The organism is Pseudosporangium ferrugineum (assembly GCF_003002065.1).
In the GTDB taxonomy this organism is placed as follows: domain Bacteria; phylum Actinomycetota; class Actinomycetes; order Mycobacteriales; family Micromonosporaceae; genus Actinoplanes; species Actinoplanes ferrugineus_A.
Genome location: NZ_PVZG01000023.1, coordinates 45,601 through 67,711, shown reverse-complemented (window position 1 = coordinate 67,711; position 22,111 = coordinate 45,601). Strand labels below are relative to the sequence as shown.

At 72.7% G+C, this 22,111-nt stretch carries 18 protein-coding genes and 1 pseudogene; 9 read left to right on the top strand and 10 right to left on the bottom strand.

Annotated features, from left to right (window positions below):
- Positions 1-3: 3 nt before the first annotated feature.
- The 7 genes and pseudogenes from CLV70_RS33035 to CLV70_RS33005 form a co-directional block, all read right to left on the bottom strand.
- Positions 4-848: pseudogene (locus tag CLV70_RS33035) on the bottom strand (potassium-transporting ATPase subunit C).
- 2 nt (positions 849-850) lie between these two features.
- Complete coding sequence (kdpB, locus tag CLV70_RS33030; RefSeq protein ID WP_106130552.1) at positions 851-2,977, bottom strand: potassium-transporting ATPase subunit KdpB; 2,127 nt, start codon at positions 2,975-2,977, stop codon at positions 851-853.
- The gene (gene kdpA, locus CLV70_RS33025) at positions 2,974-4,620 is read right to left on the bottom strand and encodes a potassium-transporting ATPase subunit KdpA (RefSeq protein WP_106130551.1); all 1,647 of its coding nucleotides are present in this window, start codon (positions 4,618-4,620) and stop codon (positions 2,974-2,976) included. The genes kdpB and kdpA overlap by 4 nt, the downstream gene beginning before the upstream one ends.
- Positions 4,620-4,709: a K(+)-transporting ATPase subunit F gene (kdpF, locus tag CLV70_RS41470; RefSeq protein WP_106130550.1), complete on the bottom strand. Its 90-nt coding sequence runs from the start codon at positions 4,707-4,709 to the stop codon at positions 4,620-4,622. Before kdpF ends, kdpA begins: the two co-directional genes overlap by 1 nt.
- Before the next feature lie 205 nt (positions 4,710-4,914).
- Complete coding sequence (locus tag CLV70_RS33015) at positions 4,915-5,691, bottom strand: SAM-dependent methyltransferase (RefSeq protein WP_106130579.1); 777 nt, start codon at positions 5,689-5,691, stop codon at positions 4,915-4,917.
- Positions 5,692-5,729: 38 nt separating this feature from the next.
- Positions 5,730-7,100: an aldehyde dehydrogenase family protein gene (locus tag CLV70_RS33010; protein WP_106130549.1), complete on the bottom strand. Its 1,371-nt coding sequence runs from the start codon at positions 7,098-7,100 to the stop codon at positions 5,730-5,732.
- Entirely contained in the window at positions 7,097-7,966 is an 870-nt protein-coding gene (locus CLV70_RS33005; RefSeq protein ID WP_106130548.1) for a fumarylacetoacetate hydrolase family protein, read from the bottom strand. Before CLV70_RS33005 ends, CLV70_RS33010 begins: the two co-directional genes overlap by 4 nt.
- Before the next feature lie 154 nt (positions 7,967-8,120).
- Here CLV70_RS33005 and CLV70_RS33000 point away from each other — a divergent pair, with 154 nt between their 5' ends.
- From CLV70_RS33000 to CLV70_RS32990, 3 genes are all read left to right on the top strand, one after another.
- Complete coding sequence (locus CLV70_RS33000; RefSeq protein WP_106130547.1) at positions 8,121-8,888, top strand: IclR family transcriptional regulator; 768 nt, start codon at positions 8,121-8,123, stop codon at positions 8,886-8,888.
- 222 nt (positions 8,889-9,110) lie between these two features.
- Positions 9,111-10,541, top strand: coding sequence for an extracellular solute-binding protein (locus CLV70_RS32995; protein WP_106130546.1), 1,431 nt, complete (start codon positions 9,111-9,113; stop codon positions 10,539-10,541).
- Positions 10,538-12,547 (top strand): ABC transporter permease, encoded by a 2,010-nt coding sequence (locus CLV70_RS32990; RefSeq protein ID WP_106130545.1) that lies wholly within the window; start codon positions 10,538-10,540, stop codon positions 12,545-12,547. The genes CLV70_RS32995 and CLV70_RS32990 overlap by 4 nt, the downstream gene beginning before the upstream one ends.
- 113 nt (positions 12,548-12,660) lie before the next feature.
- On the opposite strand, the gene CLV70_RS39340 is transcribed toward CLV70_RS32990, so the two are convergent.
- Positions 12,661-13,137 (bottom strand): hypothetical protein, encoded by a 477-nt coding sequence (locus tag CLV70_RS39340; RefSeq protein WP_146164247.1) that lies wholly within the window; start codon positions 13,135-13,137, stop codon positions 12,661-12,663.
- A 98-nt stretch (positions 13,138-13,235) separates the two neighbouring features.
- On the opposite strand from CLV70_RS39340, the gene CLV70_RS32980 reads away from it, so the two are divergent.
- Positions 13,236-14,231 (top strand): GlxA family transcriptional regulator, encoded by a 996-nt coding sequence (locus CLV70_RS32980; protein WP_106130543.1) that lies wholly within the window; start codon positions 13,236-13,238, stop codon positions 14,229-14,231.
- A gap of 84 nt (positions 14,232-14,315) precedes the next feature.
- Positions 14,316-14,558: a sigma factor-like helix-turn-helix DNA-binding protein gene (locus CLV70_RS32975; protein WP_245908617.1), complete on the top strand. Its 243-nt coding sequence runs from the start codon at positions 14,316-14,318 to the stop codon at positions 14,556-14,558.
- 24 nt (positions 14,559-14,582) lie between these two features.
- Here CLV70_RS32975 and CLV70_RS32970 read toward each other — a convergent pair whose 3' ends face one another.
- Entirely contained in the window at positions 14,583-15,218 is a 636-nt protein-coding gene (locus CLV70_RS32970) for a response regulator transcription factor (protein ID WP_211303993.1), read from the bottom strand.
- Positions 15,215-16,444 (bottom strand): sensor histidine kinase, encoded by a 1,230-nt coding sequence (locus CLV70_RS32965; RefSeq protein ID WP_106130541.1) that lies wholly within the window; start codon positions 16,442-16,444, stop codon positions 15,215-15,217. The genes CLV70_RS32970 and CLV70_RS32965 overlap by 4 nt, the downstream gene beginning before the upstream one ends.
- Before the next feature lie 108 nt (positions 16,445-16,552).
- On the opposite strand from CLV70_RS32965, the gene CLV70_RS32960 reads away from it, so the two are divergent.
- From CLV70_RS32960 to CLV70_RS32945, 4 genes are all read left to right on the top strand, one after another.
- Positions 16,553-17,323, top strand: a complete 771-nt coding sequence (locus CLV70_RS32960; protein WP_106130540.1) for an ABC transporter ATP-binding protein — start codon at positions 16,553-16,555, stop codon at positions 17,321-17,323.
- Entirely contained in the window at positions 17,317-19,773 is a 2,457-nt protein-coding gene (locus CLV70_RS32955; protein ID WP_106130539.1) for an ABC transporter permease, read from the top strand. The genes CLV70_RS32960 and CLV70_RS32955 overlap by 7 nt, the downstream gene beginning before the upstream one ends.
- A gap of 345 nt (positions 19,774-20,118) precedes the next feature.
- Positions 20,119-20,784 carry a winged helix-turn-helix domain-containing protein gene (locus CLV70_RS32950; RefSeq protein ID WP_106130538.1) on the top strand — a complete coding sequence of 222 codons (666 nt, stop codon included), beginning with the start codon at positions 20,119-20,121 and terminating at the stop codon, positions 20,782-20,784.
- Positions 20,785-20,858: 74 nt separating this feature from the next.
- Entirely contained in the window at positions 20,859-22,103 is a 1,245-nt protein-coding gene (locus CLV70_RS32945; protein ID WP_211303987.1) for a sensor histidine kinase, read from the top strand.
- Positions 22,104-22,111 lie beyond the last annotated feature (8 nt).

Below are 22,111 nucleotides of genomic sequence, written 5' to 3'. Positions count from 1 at the left end.
GGCCTACTTCCCGTCCAGCGCCAGGTTGAGCTCGAGGACGTCGACTCCGGGTTCGCCGAGGAAGCCCAGGGCGCGGGCGTCGGTGTGCGCTCTGATCAAGGCTCGCACCCTCTCCGGGCCGACGCCACGTTCCCGGGCGATCCGTGGCGCCTGCAGCCGGGCGTACGCGGGGCTGATGTGCGGGTCGAGGCCGCTGCCGCCGGCGGTGACCGCGTCGGCCGGTACCACCGGCTCGGCCGGGGCGTCCCCGCGGATCGGGGTGATGACCGCACCGAGCGCCCGGTACTCCCGCCCCGGCTCGGCGGGTTCGACGGGCTGCCCGCCGTACGCGGTGAGGAACGGGGTGCCGGTCTGGTTCGCGGAGACGACCCGGGTGACCGGTCCGGTGAGGCCGTCGCGGCGGAAGACGGCCAGCACCGCGCCGACCCCGTCGGCGGTGCAGTACGGGCGGCGCCCGTCCACCCCTCGAGCTCGCCGACCGCGAGGCTGCGGGCGCAGACCCGGGTGAGCAGGCTGATCCGGTCCGGCGTGTCGACCACGTCCTCGGGACCGAGGTTGCCGGCCGAGGTGGCGGTGGGGTCGTAGCCGTCGCCGGCCGCCGACGGGCGGCTCTGGAAGTAGCGCGGGTCGGGGTCGCCGTCCGCGTCGGTGAACGACTGGCCGATGAGCCGGCTGCCGACCGGCCGGCCGGCGACCGTGACGAGGGAGCCGTCGGCCCGGTCGGACAGGCCGGGCAGGCGGCCCACCGCGACCAGGGCGAGCGGGTACGCCAGCCCGAGCAGGACGGTGAGGACGAGCAGGGCCCGCAGCGCCGCGAGGTGCTGCGACAGCCAGGAAGGCAGGCGCATGGTCAGATCCCGGGGAGGTGCTGGATGAGCAGGTCGAGGAGCTTGATGCCGGCGAACGGGGCGATCAGGCCGCCGAGGCCGTAGATCAGCAGGTTGCGGCGCAGCAGCGCACCGGCGCCGGCCGGGGTGTAGCGCACGCCGCGCAGGGCCAGCGGGATCAGCGCGACGATGACCAGCGCGTTGAAGATGACCGCCGACACGATCGCCGAGCCCGGCGAGTGCAGCCGCATCACATTGAGCGTCCCGAGCCCCGGGTAGACCGCGGCGAACATGGCCGGGATGATCGCGAAGTACTTGGCGATGTCGTTGGTGATCGAGAAGGTCGTCAGCGCCCCGCGGGTGATCAGCAGCTGCTTGCCGATCTCCACGATCTCGATGAGCTTGGTCGGATCGGAGTCGAGGTCGACCATGTTGCCGGCCTCCTTGGCGGCCGACGTGCCCGTGTTCATCGCCACACCGACGTCCGCCTGCGCCAGCGCCGGGGCGTCGTTGGTGCCGTCGCCGGTCATCGCGACCAGCCGGCCGCCCTCCTGCTCCTTCCTGATCAGCGCCAGCTTGTCCTCCGGGGTGGCCTCGGCGAGGAAGTCGTCGACGCCGGCCTCCTCGGCGATCGCCCGGGCGGTGCGGGGATTGTCGCCGGTGATCATGACCGTACGGATGCCCATCCGGCGCATCTCGTCGAAGCGCTCGCGCATTCCGGGTTTGACGACGTCCTTGAGGTGGATCACCCCGAGCGCCCGGGCCGGCCGGCCCGCGACGTGCTCGGCGACCACGAGCGGGGTGCCGCCGGCGTCGCTGATCGCGTCGACGATCTCGTCGATCTCCCCGGCCGGGTGGCCGCCGTTGCGGCGTACCCACGTCAGGACCTCGGTCGCGGCGCCCTTGCGGATCTGCCGGTCGCCGAGGTCGAGGCCGCTCATCCGGGTGAGCGCGGTGAACGGCACGAACGTCGCCTCGCCGATCAGGCCGGGCTCGCGCTCGCGCAGCCCGAAACCGGTCTTGGCGAGGACCACCACCGAGCGCCCCTCGGGCGTCTCGTCGGCAAGGCTGGAGAGCTGGGCGGCGTCCGCGAGGGTCGCGGCCGGCACCCCGTCGACGGGTACGAATTCGGCAGCCAGCCGATTGCCGAGGGTGATGGTGCCGGTCTTGTCGAGCAGCAGGGTGCCGACGTCCCCGGCCGCCTCGACGGCGCGGCCGCTCATGGCGAGCACGTTGCGCTGGATCAGGCGGTCCATGCCGGCGATGCCGATGGCCGACAGCAGCGCGCCGATCGTGGTGGGGATCAGGCACACGAGCAGCGACACCAGCACGATGCCGGTCACGCCGTCACCGGTGACCGCCGCGGTGTCCGGCGCGGCCGCCTGCCACTGCTTGGAGAAGATCGCGAGGGGTTGCAGCGTCACCACCGACAGCAGAAAGATGATCGTGAGGGCGGCGAGCAGGATGTTCAGGGCGATCTCGTTCGGTGTCTTCTGCCGGTCGGCGCCCTCGACCAGGGCGATCATCCGGTCCACGAAGCTCTCGCCGGGCCGCTGGGTGATCCGTACGACGATCCGGTCGGACAGCACCCGGGTGCCGCCGGTGACCGCTGAACGGTCGCCGCCGGACTCGCGGATCACCGGCGCGGACTCCCCGGTGATCGCCGACTCGTCGACGCTGGCGATGCCCTGGACGACGTCACCGTCGCCGGGAATGATCTCGCCGGCCTCGACCACGACGGTGTCACCCTGCCGCAGCTCGGGCGCCGGGGTGAGCCGCTCGACGCCGTCGACCAGGCGGCGGGCGACGGTGTGCTGCTTCGCCCGGCGCAGGGCGGCGGCCTGTGCCTTGCCCCGCCCCTCCGCGACGGCCTCGGCCAGGTTGGCGAACACGACGGTCAGCCACAGCCACACCGTGACGATCCACGCCAGGACGCTCGGCCCGGCGACGGAGAGCACGGTGGTGAACAGCGCGCCGGCCTCGACGACGAGCATGACCGGGTTGTGCCACAGCGTCCGCGGATCCAGCTTGGCCAGCGCGGACGGCAGCGAGCGCCACAGCTGGGCGGGGTCGAGCAGGCCGCCGCCGACGGTACGGGTGCCGGCCGCGGCCGCCGCCGGCACGCCCTCCGACAGGGTGGGAGTGGTCATGACAGGCCCTCCGCGAGGGGTCCGAGGGCGAGCGCGGGCAGGAAGGTGAGGGCGACCAGGACGACGGTGACACCGGCGACCATGCCGACGAACAGCGGCTGATGGGTCGGCAGCGTGCCTTCGGAGGGCGGGGTGGGCCTCTGCCGGGCCAGCGATCCGGCCAGCGCCAGGACGAGCACGACGGGCAGGAAGCGGCCGAGCAGCATGGCCGACCCCAGGGCGGTGTTCCACCACGGCGTGTTGACGGTGATGCCGGCGAACGCCGAGCCGTTGTTGTTGCCGGCGCTGGTGAATGCGTACAGGACCTCGGACAGGCCGTGCGGGCCGGTGTTCAGGGCCGTGGCGTTGTTGCCGGTCGCGAAGGCGGCAGCCGTGCCGGCCAGCACGATGGTGGGGGTGACCAGGAAGTACAGCGACGCGAGCTTGATCTCACGGGCGCCGATCTTCCGGCCCAGGTACTCCGGGGTACGCCCGACCATCAGACCCGCCACGAACACCGTGATCACGGCGAGGACGAGCAGCCCGTACAGGCCGGCGCCCACCCCGCCGGGGGCGACCTCGCCGAGCATCATGTTGACGATCGGCATCATGCCGCCCAGTGCGGTGTACGAGTCGTGGGACGAGTCCACCGCACCGGTCGACGTCAGCGTGGTCACCGCGGCGTAGGTGGCCGAGTTCGCGACGCCGAAGCGGACCTCCTTGCCCTCCATGGCACCGCCGACGGCCCGCGGCACGGTGCCGGCGCCGTGCACCTCGAAGCCGACGGTCAGGGCGACGCCGGCGGTCGCCAGGATCGCCATCACCGCGACGATCGCGTAGCCCTGCCGGTTCTGCCCGACCATCCGCCCGAACACCCGGGGCAGGCTGAACGGGATCAGCAGGATCAGGAACAGCTGGAGCCAGTTCGTCCACGCGGCCGGGTTCTCGAACGGATGCGCGGCATTCACGTTGTAGAAGCCGCCGCCGTTGGTGCCGATCTCCTTGATGGCCTCCTGTGAGGCGACCGGACCACCGGTGAGGTGCTGGGTCGCCCCGGTCAGCGTGGTGACGTCGGTGCCGCCGGACAGGTTCTGCACCATGCCCGCGGCCATGAACACGAGCGCCGCGAGCACGCTGAGCGGCAGCAGGATCCGCAGCGTGATCCGGATCAGGTCGACCCAGAAGTTGCCCAGCCGCGGCGTGCCGCGGGCGGCGAAACCGCGCACGAAGGCCACGGCCACCGCGATACCGACGCTCGCGGACACGAAATTCTGCACCGCCAGGCCGGCCATCTGCACCAGGTGGCCCAGCGTCGACTCGCCCGCGTACGCCTGCCAGTTCGTGTTGGTGACGAAGCTGACCGCCGTGTTCCAGGCGAGGTGATCGGGCACCGCGGGCAGACCCAGCGACAGCCACAGCCTGTTCTGGACCCGGAGGAACAGGTAGAGGAAGAGGACGGAGACCGCCGAGAACGCGAGCACGCTGCGGGCGTACACGCCCCAGGTCTGCCCGACGGACGCGTCCACACCGATGAGCCGGTACAGGCCCCGTTCCACGACGGTGGCGCGGGTGCCGTTCACGACCCGGTACATGTAGTCCCCGAACGGCCGGTACGCCGCCACGAGGGCGACGATCAGCGTGCCGACGAACAGCCAGCCGGCCATCAGAACTTCTCGGGGAACAGCAGGGCGGCGACCAGGAACGCGGCCAGCAGCACGGCCACGATCAGGCCGGCGAGGTTGACGGCGCTCACCGGCGTTCGACCGCCCGGACCAGCACGGTGAGCGCGGCGAACAGCGCCACCGTGATGCCGACGAATACGAGATCAGCCACGAGGAACTCCTGAGGGGGTGTGTTTGTGCCGGACAAAGCACACCGCCCCGGCCAACCTCGTGTCATCGGCGTTCACGCGATGGCTACGCCGCCCCCGCGAGTATTGACGCCCTGTTGACGGGGGTTCAGGGTTTGCGGCCCACCGCGCAGTACACGTCCAGGGACTCCGGTTCCGTGCCGGGCTCCGGGCGCCACAGGGACGTCGGCACCACGCCCGGGTCCAGGAGCTCCAGGCCCTCGAAGTAGCCGGCGATCTCCTCCGGCGTGCGGAGGTTGTACGGGTGGCCGCCCTCCTTCGCGACCCGCTGGCTCGCCACGCTCTGGGCGCTGGTGCTCGTGCCGTCGCTCACCGCGAGGTAACTGCCGGACGGTACGGCGGCGAGCAGGCGGGTGACGATCGAGCGGGCCTCGGTGTAGTCGGCGACGTTGCCGAGGATGCCGATCATCGTGAGGGCGACCGGGCGGCCGAGGTCGAGGGTGCGGGCGGCCTCGCCCAGGATGCGTTCCGGGTCCTCCACGTCGGAGTCGACGTACGCCGTCGCGCCCTCGGGGGAGCCCGTCAGCAGTGCGCGGGCGTGGGCGAGGACGAGGGGGTCGTTGTCGACGTAGACGACCCGGGAGTCGGGGGCCACCCGCTGGGCGACCTCGTGGGTGTTGTCGGCCGTCGGGAGGCCCGTACCGATGTCGAGGAACTGGCGGATGCCCACCTCGCCCGCCAGGAGCGTGACGGCCTGGACCAGGAATCGGCGCTGGGCCTGGGCGACCGCCGCGATTCCGGGGTTCGCGGATCGCAGCGAGTCGCCCATCTCCCGGTCGACGGCGAAGTTGTCCTTGCCGCCGAGCAGGTAGTTCCACACCCGAGCGCTGCTCGGCCGGCTCATGTCGATGGTGGGGTCGGTCATCACGGAACCCTTCGATGGTACGGCCGTCAGGCCGTCCATTATGGCGTGATGGTGACCGTGACCGTGCGGGTGTAGAAGTCGCGGGCCGCCGTGCCCTGTTCGCGCGGGCCGTAGCTCGATTCCTTCTCGCCGCCGAACGGGGCGTGGAAGTCCACTCCGGTGGTCGGGGCGTTGACCTTCACCAGGCCCACGTCGAGCTGGTTCGACAGGGTCAGCGCCGCCCTGAGGTTCTGGGTGTGGACGCCCGCGACCAGCCCGTGCCGCACCTCGTTCGCCACGCGGACCGCGGCGTCGGGGGAGTCGGCCGGGAGGACCACGCAGATCGGCCCGAAGTATTCCTCGCTCAGCAGGTCGTCGCCGGGTGGCACGTCGGTCAGCACCGTCGGCGCCTGGAAGTAGCCGTCGCGGTCGGCCTGGCCGGCGCCGGTCAGGACGCGGGCGCCGCCCTTGGTGGCGCGCTCCACCGCCGTCCGGATCGCCTCGCGCGGCCGTGACTCGATCACCGGGCCGACCACCGTCGCCGGGTCCGCGGGATCGCCCAGGGGCAGCGCCTCGACGGCCGCGGCGAGCCGCCCGGCGAACGGTGCGGGGTCGCCCACCACGATGACCCGGCTGGTGGCGGTGCATTTCTGGCCCGCGTACCCCATGGCCGCGGCCGCGATCGCCGTCGCCGCCGCGTCCTGGTCGGCGTCCGGGAGCACGATCGCGGCGTTCTGGCCGCCCATCTCGCACTGGACCGGGATGCCGCGGGCGACCGCCCGCCGGGCCACCGCCCGGCCCGCCGCCACCGAGCCCGTGAACGAGACGGCGTCGGTCGTGTCGACGATCGCCTCGCCGGTGCCGCCGAGGCCGGTCAGCACCGTCAGCACGCCGTGGGGGAGCGTGCCGGCGAACAACTCGGCCAGCCGCAGCGCCACCGCGGAGGATTGCGGCGCGGGCTTGAGCAGGACGGTGTTGCCGAAGGCGAGGGCCGGCGCGGCCTTCCAGAGGGGGATCGCCACCGGGAAGTTCCACGGGGTGATCAGGCCGACGACGCCGTGCGGCCGGCGCCGGGTGTGCAGCAGCGACACGCCGTCGGACGGCGGGTACACCTCGCCCTCGGCGTGCAGGGCCTGCTGCGCGAAGTAGCGCAGGATCGCCACGCCGCGGCCGACCTCGGCGCGGGCCTCGCCGATCGGCTTGCCGACCTCGCGGACCACCAGGTCGGCGAGCTCGCAGGTCGCCGCGGCCACGGACTCGGCGCAGGCATGCAGAGCGGCCGCGCGTACGTGTGCCGCCTGGTGCGCCCATCCGGTGCCGGCGTCGCGGGCCGCCCCGGCAGCCGCCGCGACCGTCTCCGGCGACGTGTCCGGGACGCGTACGACCAGGTCCGACGGTGCTTGCGGGGAACGGCTCTCGATCGTGGTCATGCGTGTGCCTTCCCGTTGGCGGGTTCGCCGACTGCTACCACCGGGTTCCTGAGCGTCCCGAGTGCCGCGGATGTTATCTCGATCGTGTCGCCGGGTCGCGTGGTGAAGCCGGCGTCCGGCACCACGCCGGTGCCCGTCAGCAGCACCACGCCGGCGGGGAAGCTCAGCGCCCGGAACAGCCAGTCGGCCAGGTCCGTGAAGCCGCGGGCCATCGCCGAGGTCGAGGTGGTGCCGGCGTACGCCTCCTGCCCGTCGCGCAGCACCCGCAGCCCGATCGGGAACGGGCCGGAGTCGATCGCCCAGCTGGGCACGATCGCCGGGCCCATCGCGCACGACCGGTCGTAGATCTTCGCCTGCGGCAGGTAGAGCGGGTTCTCGCCCTCGATCGACCGGCTGCTCATGTCGTTGCCGAGGGTGTAGCCGAACACCTCGCCGGCGGCGTTGAGGACCAGCCCGATCTCGGCCTCGGGCACGTCCCAGCCGGAGTCCGCGCGGATGCCCACGGCGTCGCCGTCGCCGACGACCCGCCACGGGCTGGACTTGAAGAAGATCTCGGGGCGGTCGCTGTCGTAGACGTGGTCGTAGAGGGAGCCGTGCCCGGACTCTTCCTTGCGCCCGTCACGGCTGCGCAGGTACGTCACCCCGGCCGCCCACACCTCCTGCCGGTCCACGGGGGGCAGCGACTCCTCTCCGGGCATGTCGCGGCCGGCGTTCCCGGCGGCGGCCTCGATCACCGCCCGGGCCCGGTCGAGCGGCAGGGCGAGCAGGTCGGCGAGGGTAGCGTCGACCTCGCCCCACTCGCCGTCCTCGTGTACCGCCCAGCGTGAAGAGGCGCCGGTGCGCAGATGGTGAAGGGAAATCGGCATCGAACCATCCTAAATATGCGAAATACAGAAATGTGACCGTTTAATGGTGCCGGGCCGGAGGCGGTCGCGCGGGCCGGCGCGGTTACTCTTTTCCCGTTGCCGGTTCATGCGGAGATCGTGGACACGGGTCCGGCACGTCGAAGGGACTAGCGACATGCCCCGCGTGGTACCGGCGGTCATCCGCGCGCTCGACATCCTCGAACTGTTCCTGGACCGCCCCCAGCTGTCGGCCCGCGAGGTGGCGGAGCGGCTCGACCTGCCGCGCACCACGGTGCACGAACTGCTCGTCACGCTCGTGGCCCGCTCGTACCTGATCTCCGTCCCCGGCCAGCCGGTGCGGTACCGGCTCGGCATGCCCCTCTTCCAGCTCGGTGCGGCGTTCGCCGGCCGGCTCGACCTGGTCCGCGAGGCGCAGGGCGTCGCGCGGGACGTGGCCGCCGCCTGCGACGAGGCGGTGCACGTGGCCGTGCTCGACGGCGCCGACGTCATCTACCTGGTCAAGGTCGACAGCACCCACCCCGTCCGGATGGTCTCCGGCGTCGGCCTCCGGCTGCCCGCGCACTGCACGGCGGTGGGCAAGATCCTCCTGTCGGGCCTCGACCGGGACGGGCTGGACGCTGTGCTGGGCAAGGGCGTCCTGCCGGGCATGACGCCGGAGAGCATCACCGATCCGGACCGGCTCCGGGAGCACCTCGAGGGCGTCCGCGCCGACGGCGTGGCGTTCGACAACGGCGAGTCCGACGGCGCCATGCGCTGTGTCGCCGCCGCGGTCCGGGACCATTCCGGCGCGACCGTCGCCGCGATGAGCATCTCGGCACCGATCATCCGCTGGACCCCGCAGGCGCACGCCGAGTGGCCCGGCCTGGTTCGCGAGGGCGCGGCCACGCTGTCCGCCCGCATGGGCTACGTGACCCAGCCATAGCCGGTCTGGCGCCTCCAGCCGGAAATCGCTTCGAAACATTGACACCTCTCGCGGTGGTCCTCTAGCGTCGCGTCCACTCCATACGATATCTCGAACCTGGTTCGAAATTTCGAACCAGCGGGTGCCGTGACTCTACCGGCGAGCGCGCCCGCGGTCGACGGCGGAAGCCACCCGAATACCCAAGACGCGAGACCTACCCCGAAATCCCAGGAGGCGAAGGCCATGGAGGAAAGCCCGTTGTGGTCCCGGCGCGGCGTACTGGGGATGGGGGTGGGAGTTCTCGGCGCCGTCGGCTTGGCCGCCTGCGGGGGCACCTCCGATTCCCCCACCGCCGCACCCCCCGACGTACCCAAGGACCTGCTGGACGCCGCGGCGTCCATGAAGGGTTCTTCGATGGGGATCCTGTCCCAGAAGCTCTACTCGAACGCGGCGAACGCGGCGCTCGACAGCTCCATCGCGGCGTTCGCGAAGGCCACCGGCACGAAGATCGAGAACAGCCTGGTCCAGGCCGACGCCGGCGACGTGGTGGCCAAGATCGACGCCGAGGTCAAGGGCGGGGTGGCCCGGGACCTCGCGTTCATGACCGACTCGCGGTTCATCGCGCAGTTCCACGGACTGGGTGACCTGGAGGACGTGACGGACGTCGTCAAGGCGCTCACCGCCAAGTACGGCGAACCCTGCGCGGAGGCCAAGAACTTCTGCGTCTTCGACGGCAAGTGGTATGCGATCCCGTACCACTTCATCGGCATCGGGTCGTTCCTGCGCAAGGACTGGATGCAGGAGAAGGGCATCACGCCGAAGGACGTCTACAGCTGGGAGGAGATCCGGGACGTCTGCCTGGCCATCTCCGACCCGGGCAAGCGCCGGTTCGGCTGGGGCATGACGGTGAACCGGTCCGGCGACGCCAACGGCACCATCGAGGCGCTGATCAACGCGTACGGCGGGGCGATCGCCTCCAACGACGGCCGGAAGGTCACGTTCGACTCGCCGGAGACGGTGCAGGCGGTGACGTTCCTGGGTGACATCTACACCAACCCGAAGTACAAGCCGATGCTCCCGCCCGGGGTGGCCAGCTGGACCGACACCAGCAACAACGAGAACTGGCTCGCCGGCATCCTCGGCTACACCCGCAACAGCTTCAGCGTCTACGCGGACTCCAAGACCAAGAAGAATCCCGTGTACGCCAACACGCACGTCTTCTCCGACTGCACCGGACCGGCCACCGACAAGTCGCTGCTGCTCGGCCAGTCGCAGGGCTTCGTCGTCTTCAAGGGCGCCAAGAACCCCGCGCTCGCCAAGCTGCTGGCGCAGTACCTGGTCAGCGCGCCCGCCCTGGTCGGCGTGTCGAAGGAGGCGCCCGGCCTGGTCATGCCCGCCTGGGAGAAGGTCTGGGACGCCGACCCGTTCTTCACCAGCGGCGACCCCGGGTTCCCGATGCTGCGCACCATGTCCCAGCAGCCGTTGCCGCTGGAGACCAAGAACGGTCTCAAGTTCCCGCAGAAGGCCAGCGCCGGCCAGCAGGCGGTGGTCGCGGCGTACGTCCTGACCGACATGATGCAGCAGGTCGTCCAGGGCACCGCGCCCGCCCAGGCGGTGAAGTCGGCCCACGCGAAGATGGTGCAGATCTTCACGCAGCAGGGGCTGCCCCAGTGACGGTCCGTTCGGCGCCGGCCCCGGCCAAGCGGGCCACCCCGCCGCCGGGGCCCGGCTCCCTCACCACGACCCAGCGGCGGCTGGGCCGCGACTGGCGGCTGGCGGCGCTGTTCCTGGCGCCCACGGCGTTGCTGGTCGGTGGGCTCGTCCTCCTGCCGATCGGCCGGTCGATCGTCACCAGCACGACGGAGCGGCACGGGCAGGAGAGCGTCTTCGTCGGCCTGGGCAACTACCTCGACCTGGTGAGCGACGACCAGTTCCGCACGGGCGTGGTCAACTCGTTCGTCTTCACCGCGTACGCCGAGATCTTCAAGGTGGTGCTCGGCCTGGCCGCCGCCCTGCTGCTGCACCACCGGCGGCGCGGGCGGGCCGTGCTGACCGGCCTGCTGCTGGTGCCGTGGGTGGTGCCGACGGTGGTGACCGCGTTCAGCTGGCGCGCGCTGCTCGACCCGATCTTCGGCAGCGTCAACACCCTGCTCACCGACTCCGGCATCGGGCCGCTGCTGGCCTCCGCGCATCTGGTGGACAGCTGGCCCGCGGGCTGGCTGTCCGACCCGTCGCTGGCCATGCCGTCGGTGATCCTGGTCAACGTCTGGAAGGGGGTGCCCTTCTTCACCGTCTGCTTCCTCGCCGGGCTGAAGGCCATCTCCGCGGACCAGTACGAGGCGGCGACCATCGACGGCGCCTCGGCGTTGCAGCGGTTCATCCACGTGACGCTGCCCGGCCTGCGCCACGTGATCACCGTGACGGTGACGCTGTCGTCGATCTGGACGTTCAACAACTTCGACCTGATCTGGCTGCTGACCCAGGGCGGCCCGGGCAACGTGACGGCGCCCTACGTGCTCGTCGCGTACTCGAAAGCGATCCTCCAGTTGCAGTACGGCGCGGGAGCGGCGGTCACGCTCGTCATGCTGCCGCTGATCGGCGGCCTGGTGTTCGTCCTGGTCCGGATGCTGCGCCAGGACAACGGGAACGCGCGTCCCCGGCGTACCCGGATGTGGCTGGGATCGGTCCGCAAGGCCCTGCCCTGGGCCGTCGCCGTGGTCTTCGTCGGCCTGCTGATCTGGGCGTCGCCGCACATCTTCTGGAAGGCGGCGGTGGTCCTCGGGGTGATCCTGCTGATCGCCCTCGCGGCCGGCCGGGTCGTCACCACGCTCCAGGCCCGGGGCGGCCGGCGCGCGTCGGCCGTGGTGTCCAATGTGGGCTCCGGGCTGGCGCTGGCCGGGTTGCTCGCCTTCGTGCTCGGCCCGCTGTACTGGATCGCGGTCACCGCGTTCAAGTCGGAGGGGCAGGTCGTCACGCGCGTCAACGACCTCTGGCCGACGCCGTGGACCACGGAGCAGTTCACCGGGCTCTTCACCAACCAGCCGTTCGGCCGCTGGTACCTCAACACCCTGCTGGTGTCCGCGGCGTCCACCACGGTCGCGCTGATCTGCGCCGTCCTGGCCGGTTACGCGCTGGCCCGGCTGCGGTTCCGCGGGGCGCAGGGCTTCACCGTCACGGTGCTGCTCACCTACGTGATGCCGGGTGCGCTGCTGTTCATCCCGCTGTACCAGCTGCTCATCCAGATGCGGCTCACCGACTCGATGTGGTCGCTGGTCCTGACGTACCCGACCTTCACGCTGCCGTTCGCCACCTGGCTGCTGACCGGGTACTTCTCGTCCATCCCCATCGAACTGGAGGAGGCGGCGCTGGTCGACGGCTGCACCCGGGTCCAGGCGTTCGGCCGGGTGGTGCTGCCACTCGCCAAGCCGGGACTGCTGGCGGTGGCGCTGTTCACCCTGACGAACGCCTGGAACGAGTTCCTCTTCGCCTTCGTGTTCATCACCAAGGACGAGTACAAGACGCTCCCGGTCGGCATGCAGTCGATGATCGCCGGGGACGTCGTGCCGCAGGGTCAGCTGGCGGCGGCGTCACTGCTGGTCAGCATCCCCGTGGTGATCATGTACGCCTTCGGCCAGCGCTTCCTGACCGAGGGGCTCACCGCAGGCGCGGTGAAAGGCTGAGCCGCAGGTCGCGGCGCGGCATGGTGAACGCGGCCGTACCGGCCCGGTGGCAGCCGGTACGGCGCGTGCGGACGAGGTCCCGCACGGGAGTGGTCTCCCGGTGCGGGGCGCGGTCAGGATGCGGAGCAGGCGGCGTTCAGGGCCTTGACGGCGTCGTTCAACTTCTTTCTGCTCGGCTTGGCGCCGGCCGATTCGTTGTACTTGTCGCCGAGACTCCTCATCTCCTTCCGCACCTTCTCGGCGGCGGTGCCGACCGCCTCGTCGGCGCCGATGGAGTGGGCGGTGACCGCGGCCGCGCCGGCGGCCCACTGGGCGCTCACCGCGATGTGCCCGGCCGGCGGACCGATCTTCTCCGCCTTGGCGATCTTGTCGGCGTTGTCGTCGATGTCCTTGCGGAGATCCTTGCAGGCCTTCACGGTGGCCGCATCGTCGGCGGGACCGCTGTCCGCGCCGGCGGTCGGTGCGGCGCCGGCGGGCGCGGAGGCCGGCGGGGTGGTGGACGCCGTCGTCTTCGGCGCCGGGTCACAGGCGGCCAGCGCCATCGCCGCCGCGACGGCCGGAAGGGTGAGCACGAGCCGGATCGAACGCATTGATGTTTCCCCCATGATCGTCATATCGCGGCCGGACGTTACCAGCCGGGCTCAAGGACTTCGATCCCATAAAAGCCGGGGGTGGGAAGATCGGCACCATGGTGGTCTTCGCCGGCGACGGCCGGCATCGCGTGGCCGTCCTGGCCCGGGACGGGGTGCTGCTGTTCGAGCTCAGCATCGTCCACCGGCTGTTCGGCCAGGCCCGCACGCCGGACGGCGACGCGCTCTACACGGTGGTGACCTGCGCGCTCGTTCCCGGCGACGTCCGCACGGACGCCGATTTCACGATCACCGTCGAGCACGGTCCCGAGGCGCTCGCCGAGGCCGACACCGTCCTCGTCCCCGGCTCGGCTGCCGACCACGAACCCCGCGCCGGCTATCTCGACCCGGCGCTCGCCGCCGCACTGGCGGGCCTGCGGCCGCGGACCAGGATCGCCGCCATCTGTACGGGCTCCTTCGTGCTGGCCGCGGCGGGACTGCTCACGGGCCGGCGCGCCGCCACGCACTGGCGCTCGTCCGCCGCGGCCCGGGAGCGTTTCCCGGACGTCGACTTCGACCTCGGGGTCCTCTACGCCGAGGACGGCGGCGTGCTCACCTCGGCGGGCGCGGCGGCGGGCATCGACCTGTGCCTGCACATGATCCGGAGCGACCACGGCGCCGCGGTGGCGAACGAGGTGGCCCGCGGCACCGTCGTCCCGCCGCACCGGGAGGGCGGGCAGGCGCAGTATCTCGACCGGCCCCTGCCGGACCCCCGGATCTCCTCGACCGGGCGGGCGCGGGAGTGGGCGCTCGCGAACCTGCACCGGCCCGTCGCGCTCCGCGAGATGGCCGCGCAGGAGTCGACGAGCACGCGGACGTTCACCAGGCGGTTCCGGGAGGAGATCGGCACGTCGCCGGGGCGATGGCTGGTGCAGCAGCGCGTACAGCGGGCCCGCGCCCTGCTGGAACGCACCGACCTGCCCATCGACGAGGTCGCCGTGTCCGCGGGGTTCGGCACCGCCGGATCGATGCGGCTGCATCTCCAGGCCGAGCTCGGGGTCTCACCGAGTGCCTATCGCAGCACGTTCCGTGGACGCGAGCGGGCGTCCCGCTGACCGCATCGCCGCTGGCCGTGACGGTGCGACTACGTCGCAGGTGCGCACTGGAGATGTGGCGCCGCGGTGAGCAGAGTGCTGAGGATGCTGACCAGACATGCCGGCCCGAGCACGGTCGGCGAGACCCAGCGGCCACCCATGGAGATCATGCTGCGGAGCCTTCCGGCGGAGCACCGGGAGGTCATCGTCGCGACGTACTTCCGAGGGCGGACGACCCGCGAGGCGGCGCAGGTGCTCGGGCTCGCCCCGGCCACCGTGAACGCCCTGCTCTACCAGGCCATGCGGGGACTGAACCGGATGGTCGCCACCTACCGCCGGCCGGTGTGAGACCGGCTCACGCGCGCTGAGGGATCAGGGCTCGCGCAGGAAGGCGAGCACCGCCAGGACGCGCCGGTGGCCCTCCTCGGTGGGTGGCAGGTCCAGCTTGAGGAACACGTTGCCGATGTGCTTGGCGACCGCGGCGTCGGTGATCGTCAGCCGCCGGGTGATCTCGGTGTTGGAGCGGCCCTCCGCCATGAGGGCGAGCACCTCCCGCTCCCGGGTGGTGAGGCGGTGCAGCGGGTTGCGGCGGCGGTCGAGCATCTGGCGGACGACCTCGGGGTCCACCACCGTGCCGCCGGCGGCCACCCGGGCCACCGCGTCGGTGAACTCGGCGATCCTGCCCACCCGGTCCTTCAGCAGGTATCCGAGGCCCTCGGCGTCCGAGCCGAAGAGCTCCGCCGCGTACGTCTGCTGCACGTACTGGCTGAGCACCAGGACCGGCAGACCGGGCCGGAGCCGCCGCAGGGCGATCGCGGCCCGCAGGCCCTCGTCGCTGAAGGCCGGCGGCATCCGTACGTCGCTGATCACCAGATCGGGGTCGCTGTCCTCGACGCCGCGCAGGAGTTGCTCCGCGTCCCCGGCGGTGACCACGACGGAGTGGCCGAAGCGTTGCAGCAGTGCCACCAGACCCTCGCGCAGCAGCACGGAGTCCTCGGCGAGGGCTATGCGGAGCGGACGGTCTGCGTGCACGGTATCTCCACTCGGACGACGGTCGGCCCGCCCGGAGGGCTGGACAGCAGGAGCCTCCCGTCGAGCACGGCGACCCGGTCGAGGAGCCCGGACAGACCCGACCCGCGGCCGGGATCGGCGCCGCCGTGCCCGTCATCGGACACCTCGACGACGAGAAGGTCGTTCTCCAGGCCGATCCGCACCGCCGCCGACGTCGCGCCCGCGTGCCGGGACGCGTTGGCCAGCGTCTCGCAGACGACGAAGTAGGCGGTGGCCTCGACCGAGGCGGTGAGCCGGCGGGGCAGCCGCACGTCGATCTCGACCGGCAGCGCGGAGCGCCCGGCGACGTCCTCGACCGCGGCCGGCAACCCGCGGCCGGTGAGCACCTCGGGGTGCACCCCGCGGATGAGCTCCTGCAACTCGGTCAGGGCCTCGGTGGCCTGGCGGTGAGCCGTGTCGAGCTGGGCGGCGAGCGGTGAGTCGTCGGCGACGTCGAGGCGGGCGAGCCCGAGCGTCATGGTCAGCGCGACGAGCCGCTGCTGGGCGCCGTCGTGCAGGTCGCGCTCGATGCGGCGGCGCTCCACCTCGAAGGCGTCGACGAGCCGTACCCGCGACTGCGACAGGGCGATGAGCTGCTCGCCCAGCTCGGCGTCGCGCGGGGCGAGCACCGCGCGGGTGATGGCGGCGCGGACGCCGGCCCATCCGGTGACCACGTACGCATAGACCGGCAGGAGCAGGACGATCACCAGCGCGCCGGCGGCGGCGAGGGCGAGGACCGGCAGGACGATCAGGTACGCGCCGAGCGCGATCAGCGCGCCGTCCACCAGGCACAGGGCGAGCGAGCACACCGCCGCGAAGCCGACCTCCCGCCAGGTCGCCGGCTCCCGCAGGAGGGCACGCAGGCGCGCGGCCGGGTTGGCGGCGGGCGCCGGCCGGTGCGGGGCAGGGAGGGGTTCTCGGTCGACAAGCCGCAGCCGCCGGCGTTCGGCGCGGGCCACGGCCGGCCCGGCGAGCCCCAGCAGCAGCACGCCGGCCGTGACCGAGGCCGCCGGGTGGACGCCGTTGAGGTTGCCCAGCAGGACGGGCGCGAGGATGACCGCGAGCACGCCGGCCTCGAGCACGATCGCGGAGAGCAGGTAGGCCAGCGAGCGCCACGGCCAGGAGGAGCGCAGGAACGTCAGCGGGCGCTGGGCGAGCGCCTCCTGGGCGGTCCTGACCTTCACGCCTCGACGGTATCGCCCCGGGCGGGCCGCGTCGGTAGAGCGCGGTCTACCACGAAGACTCGACCGCGCTCGACTGTGCCCGGACCGGGTTGCCGATTGCATGGACGCATGACAGTTACCGAACGACCGGCCCACGCAACCGAGGCCGTCCAGCTGCGGCAGGTCAGCCGCGTCTACGGGACGGGCGACCGGGCGGTCACCGCGCTCGACGCCGTGACGCTGGGGTTCCGCAGCGGCACCGGCACCGCGGTGATGGGTCCCTCCGGCTCCGGAAAGTCCACCCTGCTGCACTGCGCCGCGGGCCTGGACCGGCCGACCGGGGGCAAGGTCGTGGTGGCCGGCACCGACCTCGGCCCGCTGACCGAGACCGCGCGGACGAGGCTGCGCCGCGCCGCCATCGGCTTCGTCTTCCAGTCGTTCAACCTGATGCCCGCGCTGACGGCCGAGCAGAACGTCGCGTTGCCGCTGCTGCTGGCCGGCGCGAAGCCGCCCCGGGACGCGGTGCGCGCCGCCCTCGCCGAGGTGGGCCTCGCCGACCGGGCCCGGCACCGCCCGAGCGAGCTCTCCGGGGGCCAGCAGCAGCGCGTCGCCATCGCCCGCGCCCTGATCACCCGGCCGGCGGTGGTCTTCGCCGACGAACCCACCGGAGCCCTGGACACCGGCTCCTCCCGGGAGGTGCTCGGCCTGCTGCGGCGCCTCATCGACCAGCACGGCCTCACCGTGGTGATGGTGACCCACGACCCGGTCGCCGCGGCGTACGCGGACCGGGTCGTCTTCCTCGCCGACGGCCGGGTCGCCGACGAACTGACCGCGGCCGGCGGGCCGCCCGCCGCCGCCGAGATCGCCACCCGGATGGCGCGGCTGGAGTCGGCATGCTGAGCCTCGCGACGCTGCGCAGCCGGTGGCACGCGTTCCTCGGCACCTTCGCCGCCCTGGCCGCCGGGGTCGCCCTGCTCGGCGCCACCGGCCTCGTGCTGCTCGCGACCGAACCCCGGGTGCCGGCCCGCCTGGCGCGCGCGGACCTCCTCGTGCAGGCGCCGGCGAACCCGGCCGTCGCCGGCGCGTGGCAGCTGCGGCGGCCCTGGTCGCAGGCGGAGGCGGCGGAGCTCGCGGGGCGCCTCGGCGCGCTCGACGGCGTGTCCGCGGCCGTACCGGACGTGGCCTTCTACGCCCAGGCGCTCGTCGGCGGAGCGGCCGCGGGCGACGCCGAGGACGAGCCGCAGGGCCACGGCTGGTCGTCCGCCGGGCTCGCCTCGTTCGGGCTGACCGCCGGCCGGGCGCCCGCCGCGGCCGGTGAGGTGGTGCTGGACGAGACGATCGGTGCGGCGCCCGGCGACCGGGTCACGCTGCTGACGGCGGCGGGGCCGCGCCCGTACACGGTCAGCGGAACGGTCGACGGGCCCGGGGAATACCCGGCCGGCTACTACGTCACCGACGCGGAGGCCGCCCGGCTGGGGGCCGGCGTCACGCAGATCGGCGTCCGCGCCGACGCTCAGGCCGCCGACCGGGTGCGGGCCCTGCTCGGCGACACGGCCGAGGTCCTGGTGGGCGACGCCATGACCGCCGCGGAGCCGGTACGCGAGATCCGCCTGCGCGAGCTGGCCGGGCTCGCCCTCGGCATGATCACCGGGCTCGGCACGTTCACGTCGATCTTCGTCGTCGCCTCGACGTTCGCGTTCGGCACCCATCAGCGCCGGCGCGAGTTCGCCCTGCTCCGCCTCGTGGGGGCGGTGCCCCGCCAGGTACGGCACACCGTGTACGCGGAAGCCGTCATGGTCTCGCTGGCCGCGGGGGCCGCCGGCAGCGTCCTGGCCGCGGCCTCGGCGCAGTGGTTCGCCGACGTCCTCGCCGGGGCGAAGATCGTCCGGCCGGACCTGGACGTGACCCTCACGTGGTGGCCCCTGGCGGCGGCCGCGGCCGCGGGAACGGCCGTCGCCGTGCTGGGCGTCGGATCGGCGTGCCGCCGGGCGGCGAAGGTGGCACCGCTGGAGGCGCTGCGGACCGCCGCGGTCGAGACCCGGCCGATGACCCGGGCCCGCTGGGCCGGCGGGCTGCTGTCCGCCCTGCTCGCCGCCGTCATGGCGGCCACCCTCACCGGCGCCGGCGCGGAGTCGGCCGTGCGGAACGCGACGGTGGGGGCCGCCGCGGCGGTCCTGTCCATGGCGTTGCTCGGGCCCGCCCTGCTGCCGCCCCTGCTCCGGGTGGCGTGCCGGCCCCTGACCCGCCTGCCGGGCGCCGCGGGCCTGATCGTCCGGGAGAGCTCCCTGACCGGTGTACGCCGCATCGCGTCGGCGACCGCACCGGTGATGCTCACCGTCAGCTTCGCGGTCCTCCTCGTCGGCAGCCTCACCACCTCGCAGGAGGCCACCGCGAACGAGGAGGCGACGCGGGTCGGAGCGGGGGTGGCGGTCACGGCGGTGCCGCACGGCGCCGGGCTGTCCCGGGAGGTGGCCGCGGCCGTACCGGGCGACGCCGTGTACGCGGTGCAGTCGACCGTGTACTACCGCGACGAGAAGGGTCACTGGTCGCAGCGCAGCATCAGCGGTGTGTCACCGAAGGCGCTGGCCGCCGTGACCCGCGGCCACCTGAAGCTGGTGGCGGGCGACCTGACCCGCCTCACCGGCGGCGCCTTCGCCACCCGGCCCGACCTGGCCGAGGCGAACGGCTGGCGGCTCGGCGACGCGGTCACCGTACGGGCCGCGAACGGTGCCGACTGGCGCATGCGGCTGGTGGCGCTGGTGGACGGCGACAACCTTCCGGGCGGCGGCGAGGCCCTGGTCGCCGAGGACGCCGTCTACGCCCACGACCCGACGGCACTGATCCCGGTCGTGTTCACCGACGCCCCCCGCGCCGAGGTCACCGCCGCGCTGGCCGCCCCCGGCGCGACCGTGCGGGACATGGTCACCTGGGCCCGCGACGACGGCGGCTTCTCCACCCTGATCTGGACGTTCGTGATGATCCTGGTGACCATCTCGGCCGGCTTCGGCGCCCTGTCCATCGCCAACACCCTCCTCATGGCCGTCCGCGACCGCCACCCGGAATTCCGCCTCCTGCGCCTGGCCGGAGCGACCCCCCGCCAGGTGGCCGGCGTGATCGCCACCGAATCCACCCTGATCGTCGCCCTGGGCACGGCCCTCGGCGGCGTGGTCTCGGGCGGCGCCCTCCTGGTGATGCGCTCGGCCCTGGCCGACATGATCGGCCACCCCGTGCCTCTGACCCTCCCGTGGGGCGTCATCACCGGCATCGTGGCGACCTGCCTGGCGATAGCCCTCGCCGCCTCGGTGATCCCCGCCTACCGCGCGTCCCGGCACTCCCTGGCCACATCCTGACAGCCCATGGTTCTCCACAGTGGACGGCTGGTCAATGACCGGGACACGGAGTCCTGCGGGCAAGCCTGCCGGGCGGATCACCGACGATGACCGCGTGTGCTCCTGCCCGGGACGCCACCACGGCGGAGCCGAGTTCCGGCGGCGAAGTCCCGAGGTGGGAGAAACCCGGGGTCGCGCCCCTGAGACAGCGGCGGGGGATCGGGAGTCACGATCGCGCGGCCCCCGGAGGCCGGGCAGCGGGCCGCGGTGGTGACCGGCATGCTCGCCCGGGTCCGGACGCCGCCTCGGGCCGTCGGGGAGCGCTGATCCGGGCCGGGTGACAGGGGGATCTAGGATCGGCCGATCATGCGGGTTCTGGTGGTCGAGGACGATCGTGAGCTCGGCCCCGCCATCACGGCGGGGCTGCGTACCGTCGGGTTCGCGGTTGATTACGCATGGTGCCGGGCCGATGCGGATCTCAAGGTTTCCGTGAACAGTTACGACTGTGTGGTCGCGGACCGGGGGTTGCCCGACGGCGATGTGCTCGGGCTGATCAAGGTGTGGCGCGGGGCCGGGCGGAGCGTGCCGGTGCTGGTGCTGACGGCGTTGGGCGCGGTGGACGACCGGGTGTCCGGGTTCGAGCACGGCGCCGATGACTATCTGGTCAAGCCGTTCGCCATGGCCGAGTTGGTGGCTCGGGTGCGGGCGCTGTGCCGGCGGGGCCAGCCTCCGCGGCTGCCGGTGCTGACGGCCGGCGACCTGACGCTCGACGTGCCGACCCATCGGGTGCGGCGGGCCGGAGTGCTGCTCACGGTCACCGCCAAGGAGTTCGCCGTGCTGGAGGCGCTGATGGTGCGGGCCGGCGAGGCTGTCACGCGTACGGAACTGCTCGAGAGCTGTTGGGACGAGATGAGCGACCCGGCGTCGAACGTGGTCGATGCGGTGATTGTGAATCTGCGCCGCAAGCTGGGGCCGCCCGACCTCATCGAGTCGCTCCGGGGTGTCGGCTACCGGCTCCGCGGACCGGCCTGATGGCGGCCCACCGGGCGGGCGCGACCAGGGCGGCGGGGCCGGGAGCCGGCCGTCGTGCCGGCGCCGCGAGGACGGTGGGGACGAGGGGTCGCCGGCCCGCCGCCGCGCGGCTGCGGCGGATGCGCTGGGCGCTGACCCTGCTGTACGCGGCCACCAGCGCCGTGTCCCTCGTCGCGCTGGTCGTCATCGCCGCCTCCATCGACGCGAAGTCGGGTTCGCGGGACCTCGACTCGGAGATCAGGGGGCGGGCGCAGGCACTGTCGCGGGCCATCTGGATGGACAAGGGCACCCTGCATCTCGAGCCGCTCTCCGAGGACGAGCTGGCGACGGCGTCCGACGTGACCGCGGTCCTGCAACGGCCGGAGGGGGCCGGCGCGCAGGCCCGGTGGTTGCGGCCGAAGGGGGACGGCGTGCTGCCCGCCGGCAGCCGGCTGGACGAGCTGTGGGAGACCACCGTCCGGGACCAGGGGCCGGTGCTGGCGACGATCGGGGCGCCCGACGGGCGGAGGCTGCGGTGGGCCACCGCGCCGGTGTGGGACACCGACGAGATCGGGGCCGTCGTGCTCATCGCCGTCGATCTGGCGCCGCAGGAACGCGGTCACACCGAGCTGGTCCTGTGGCTCGCCGCCGGGTGTGTCGTCCTGGTGCTGGTCTCGGCCGTCGCCGGTCACGTGCTGTCGGGCAAGAGCATCGGGCCGTCCATCCGTACGCTGGACCAGCAGGAGCAGTTCCTCGCCGAGGCGGCCCACGAGTTGCGTACGCCGCTCGCCACGCTCCGCCTGGCCGTGGCGGGCGGGGACGCGGTGCGGCTCGTCGATCACCTGGACCGGCTGGTGACCGGGCTGCTCAGCAGGGCCCGCATCGACACCGGCAGCCGGCCGCTGGAGCTGACGCCGCTGCGCCTGGATCTGCTGGTCGAGCAGGTGGTGGAGGAGTTGCCGCGGCGCGGGGCGCACGTGTCGGTGCTGACCGAGCCGACCGTCGTGCGCGGCGACCCGGACCTGCTGGCCCAGGCGGTGCGCAACCTGGTCGAGAACGCCCTGCGGCACGGCGTACCGGCGGGGGAGCCCACGTTCGTGGAGGTGTCCGTCGCCGCGGGCAAGGTGTCCGTGCGCGACCACGGCCCGGGGATCGCCGAGCGGGACCGGGAGCGGATCTTCGGTGACCGGGTCACCGGCGGGCGCGGCGGGATCGGCGTGGGCCTGGCCATCGTGCGGTGGGTCGCCGAACTGCACGGCGGAAGGGCGTACGTCGCTTCCGCGCCGGGCGAAGGGGCAATGGTGGAGCTCGCGCTGCCGCGCTTCATCGTCCGCTCATGATGCGGTTG

Bases quoted from the DNA above. Each gene is read 5' to 3' on its own strand.
- kdpB (WP_106130552.1), bottom strand. From the start codon at position 2,977: ATGACCACTCCCACCCTGTCGGAGGGCGTGCCGGCGGCGGCCGCGGCC.
- kdpA (WP_106130551.1), bottom strand. From the start codon at position 4,620: ATGGCCGGCTGGCTGTTCGTCGGCACGCTGATCGTCGCCCTCGTGGCG.
- CLV70_RS33015 (WP_106130579.1), bottom strand. From the start codon at position 5,691: ATGACCGACCCCACCATCGACATGAGCCGGCCGAGCAGCGCTCGGGTG.
- CLV70_RS33010 (WP_106130549.1), bottom strand. From the start codon at position 7,100: ATGACCACGATCGAGAGCCGTTCCCCGCAAGCACCGTCGGACCTGGTC.
- CLV70_RS33005 (WP_106130548.1), bottom strand. From the start codon at position 7,966: ATGCCGATTTCCCTTCACCATCTGCGCACCGGCGCCTCTTCACGCTGG.
- CLV70_RS33000 (WP_106130547.1), top strand. From the start codon at position 8,121: ATGCCCCGCGTGGTACCGGCGGTCATCCGCGCGCTCGACATCCTCGAA.
- CLV70_RS32995 (WP_106130546.1), top strand. From the start codon at position 9,111: ATGGAGGAAAGCCCGTTGTGGTCCCGGCGCGGCGTACTGGGGATGGGG.
- CLV70_RS39340 (WP_146164247.1), bottom strand. From the start codon at position 13,137: ATGCGTTCGATCCGGCTCGTGCTCACCCTTCCGGCCGTCGCGGCGGCG.
- CLV70_RS32980 (WP_106130543.1), top strand. From the start codon at position 13,236: ATGGTGGTCTTCGCCGGCGACGGCCGGCATCGCGTGGCCGTCCTGGCC.
- CLV70_RS32975 (WP_245908617.1), top strand. From the start codon at position 14,316: ATGCTGACCAGACATGCCGGCCCGAGCACGGTCGGCGAGACCCAGCGG.
- CLV70_RS32960 (WP_106130540.1), top strand. From the start codon at position 16,553: ATGACAGTTACCGAACGACCGGCCCACGCAACCGAGGCCGTCCAGCTG.
- CLV70_RS32955 (WP_106130539.1), top strand. From the start codon at position 17,317: ATGCTGAGCCTCGCGACGCTGCGCAGCCGGTGGCACGCGTTCCTCGGC.
- CLV70_RS32950 (WP_106130538.1), top strand. From the start codon at position 20,119: ATGCGGGTTCTGGTGGTCGAGGACGATCGTGAGCTCGGCCCCGCCATC.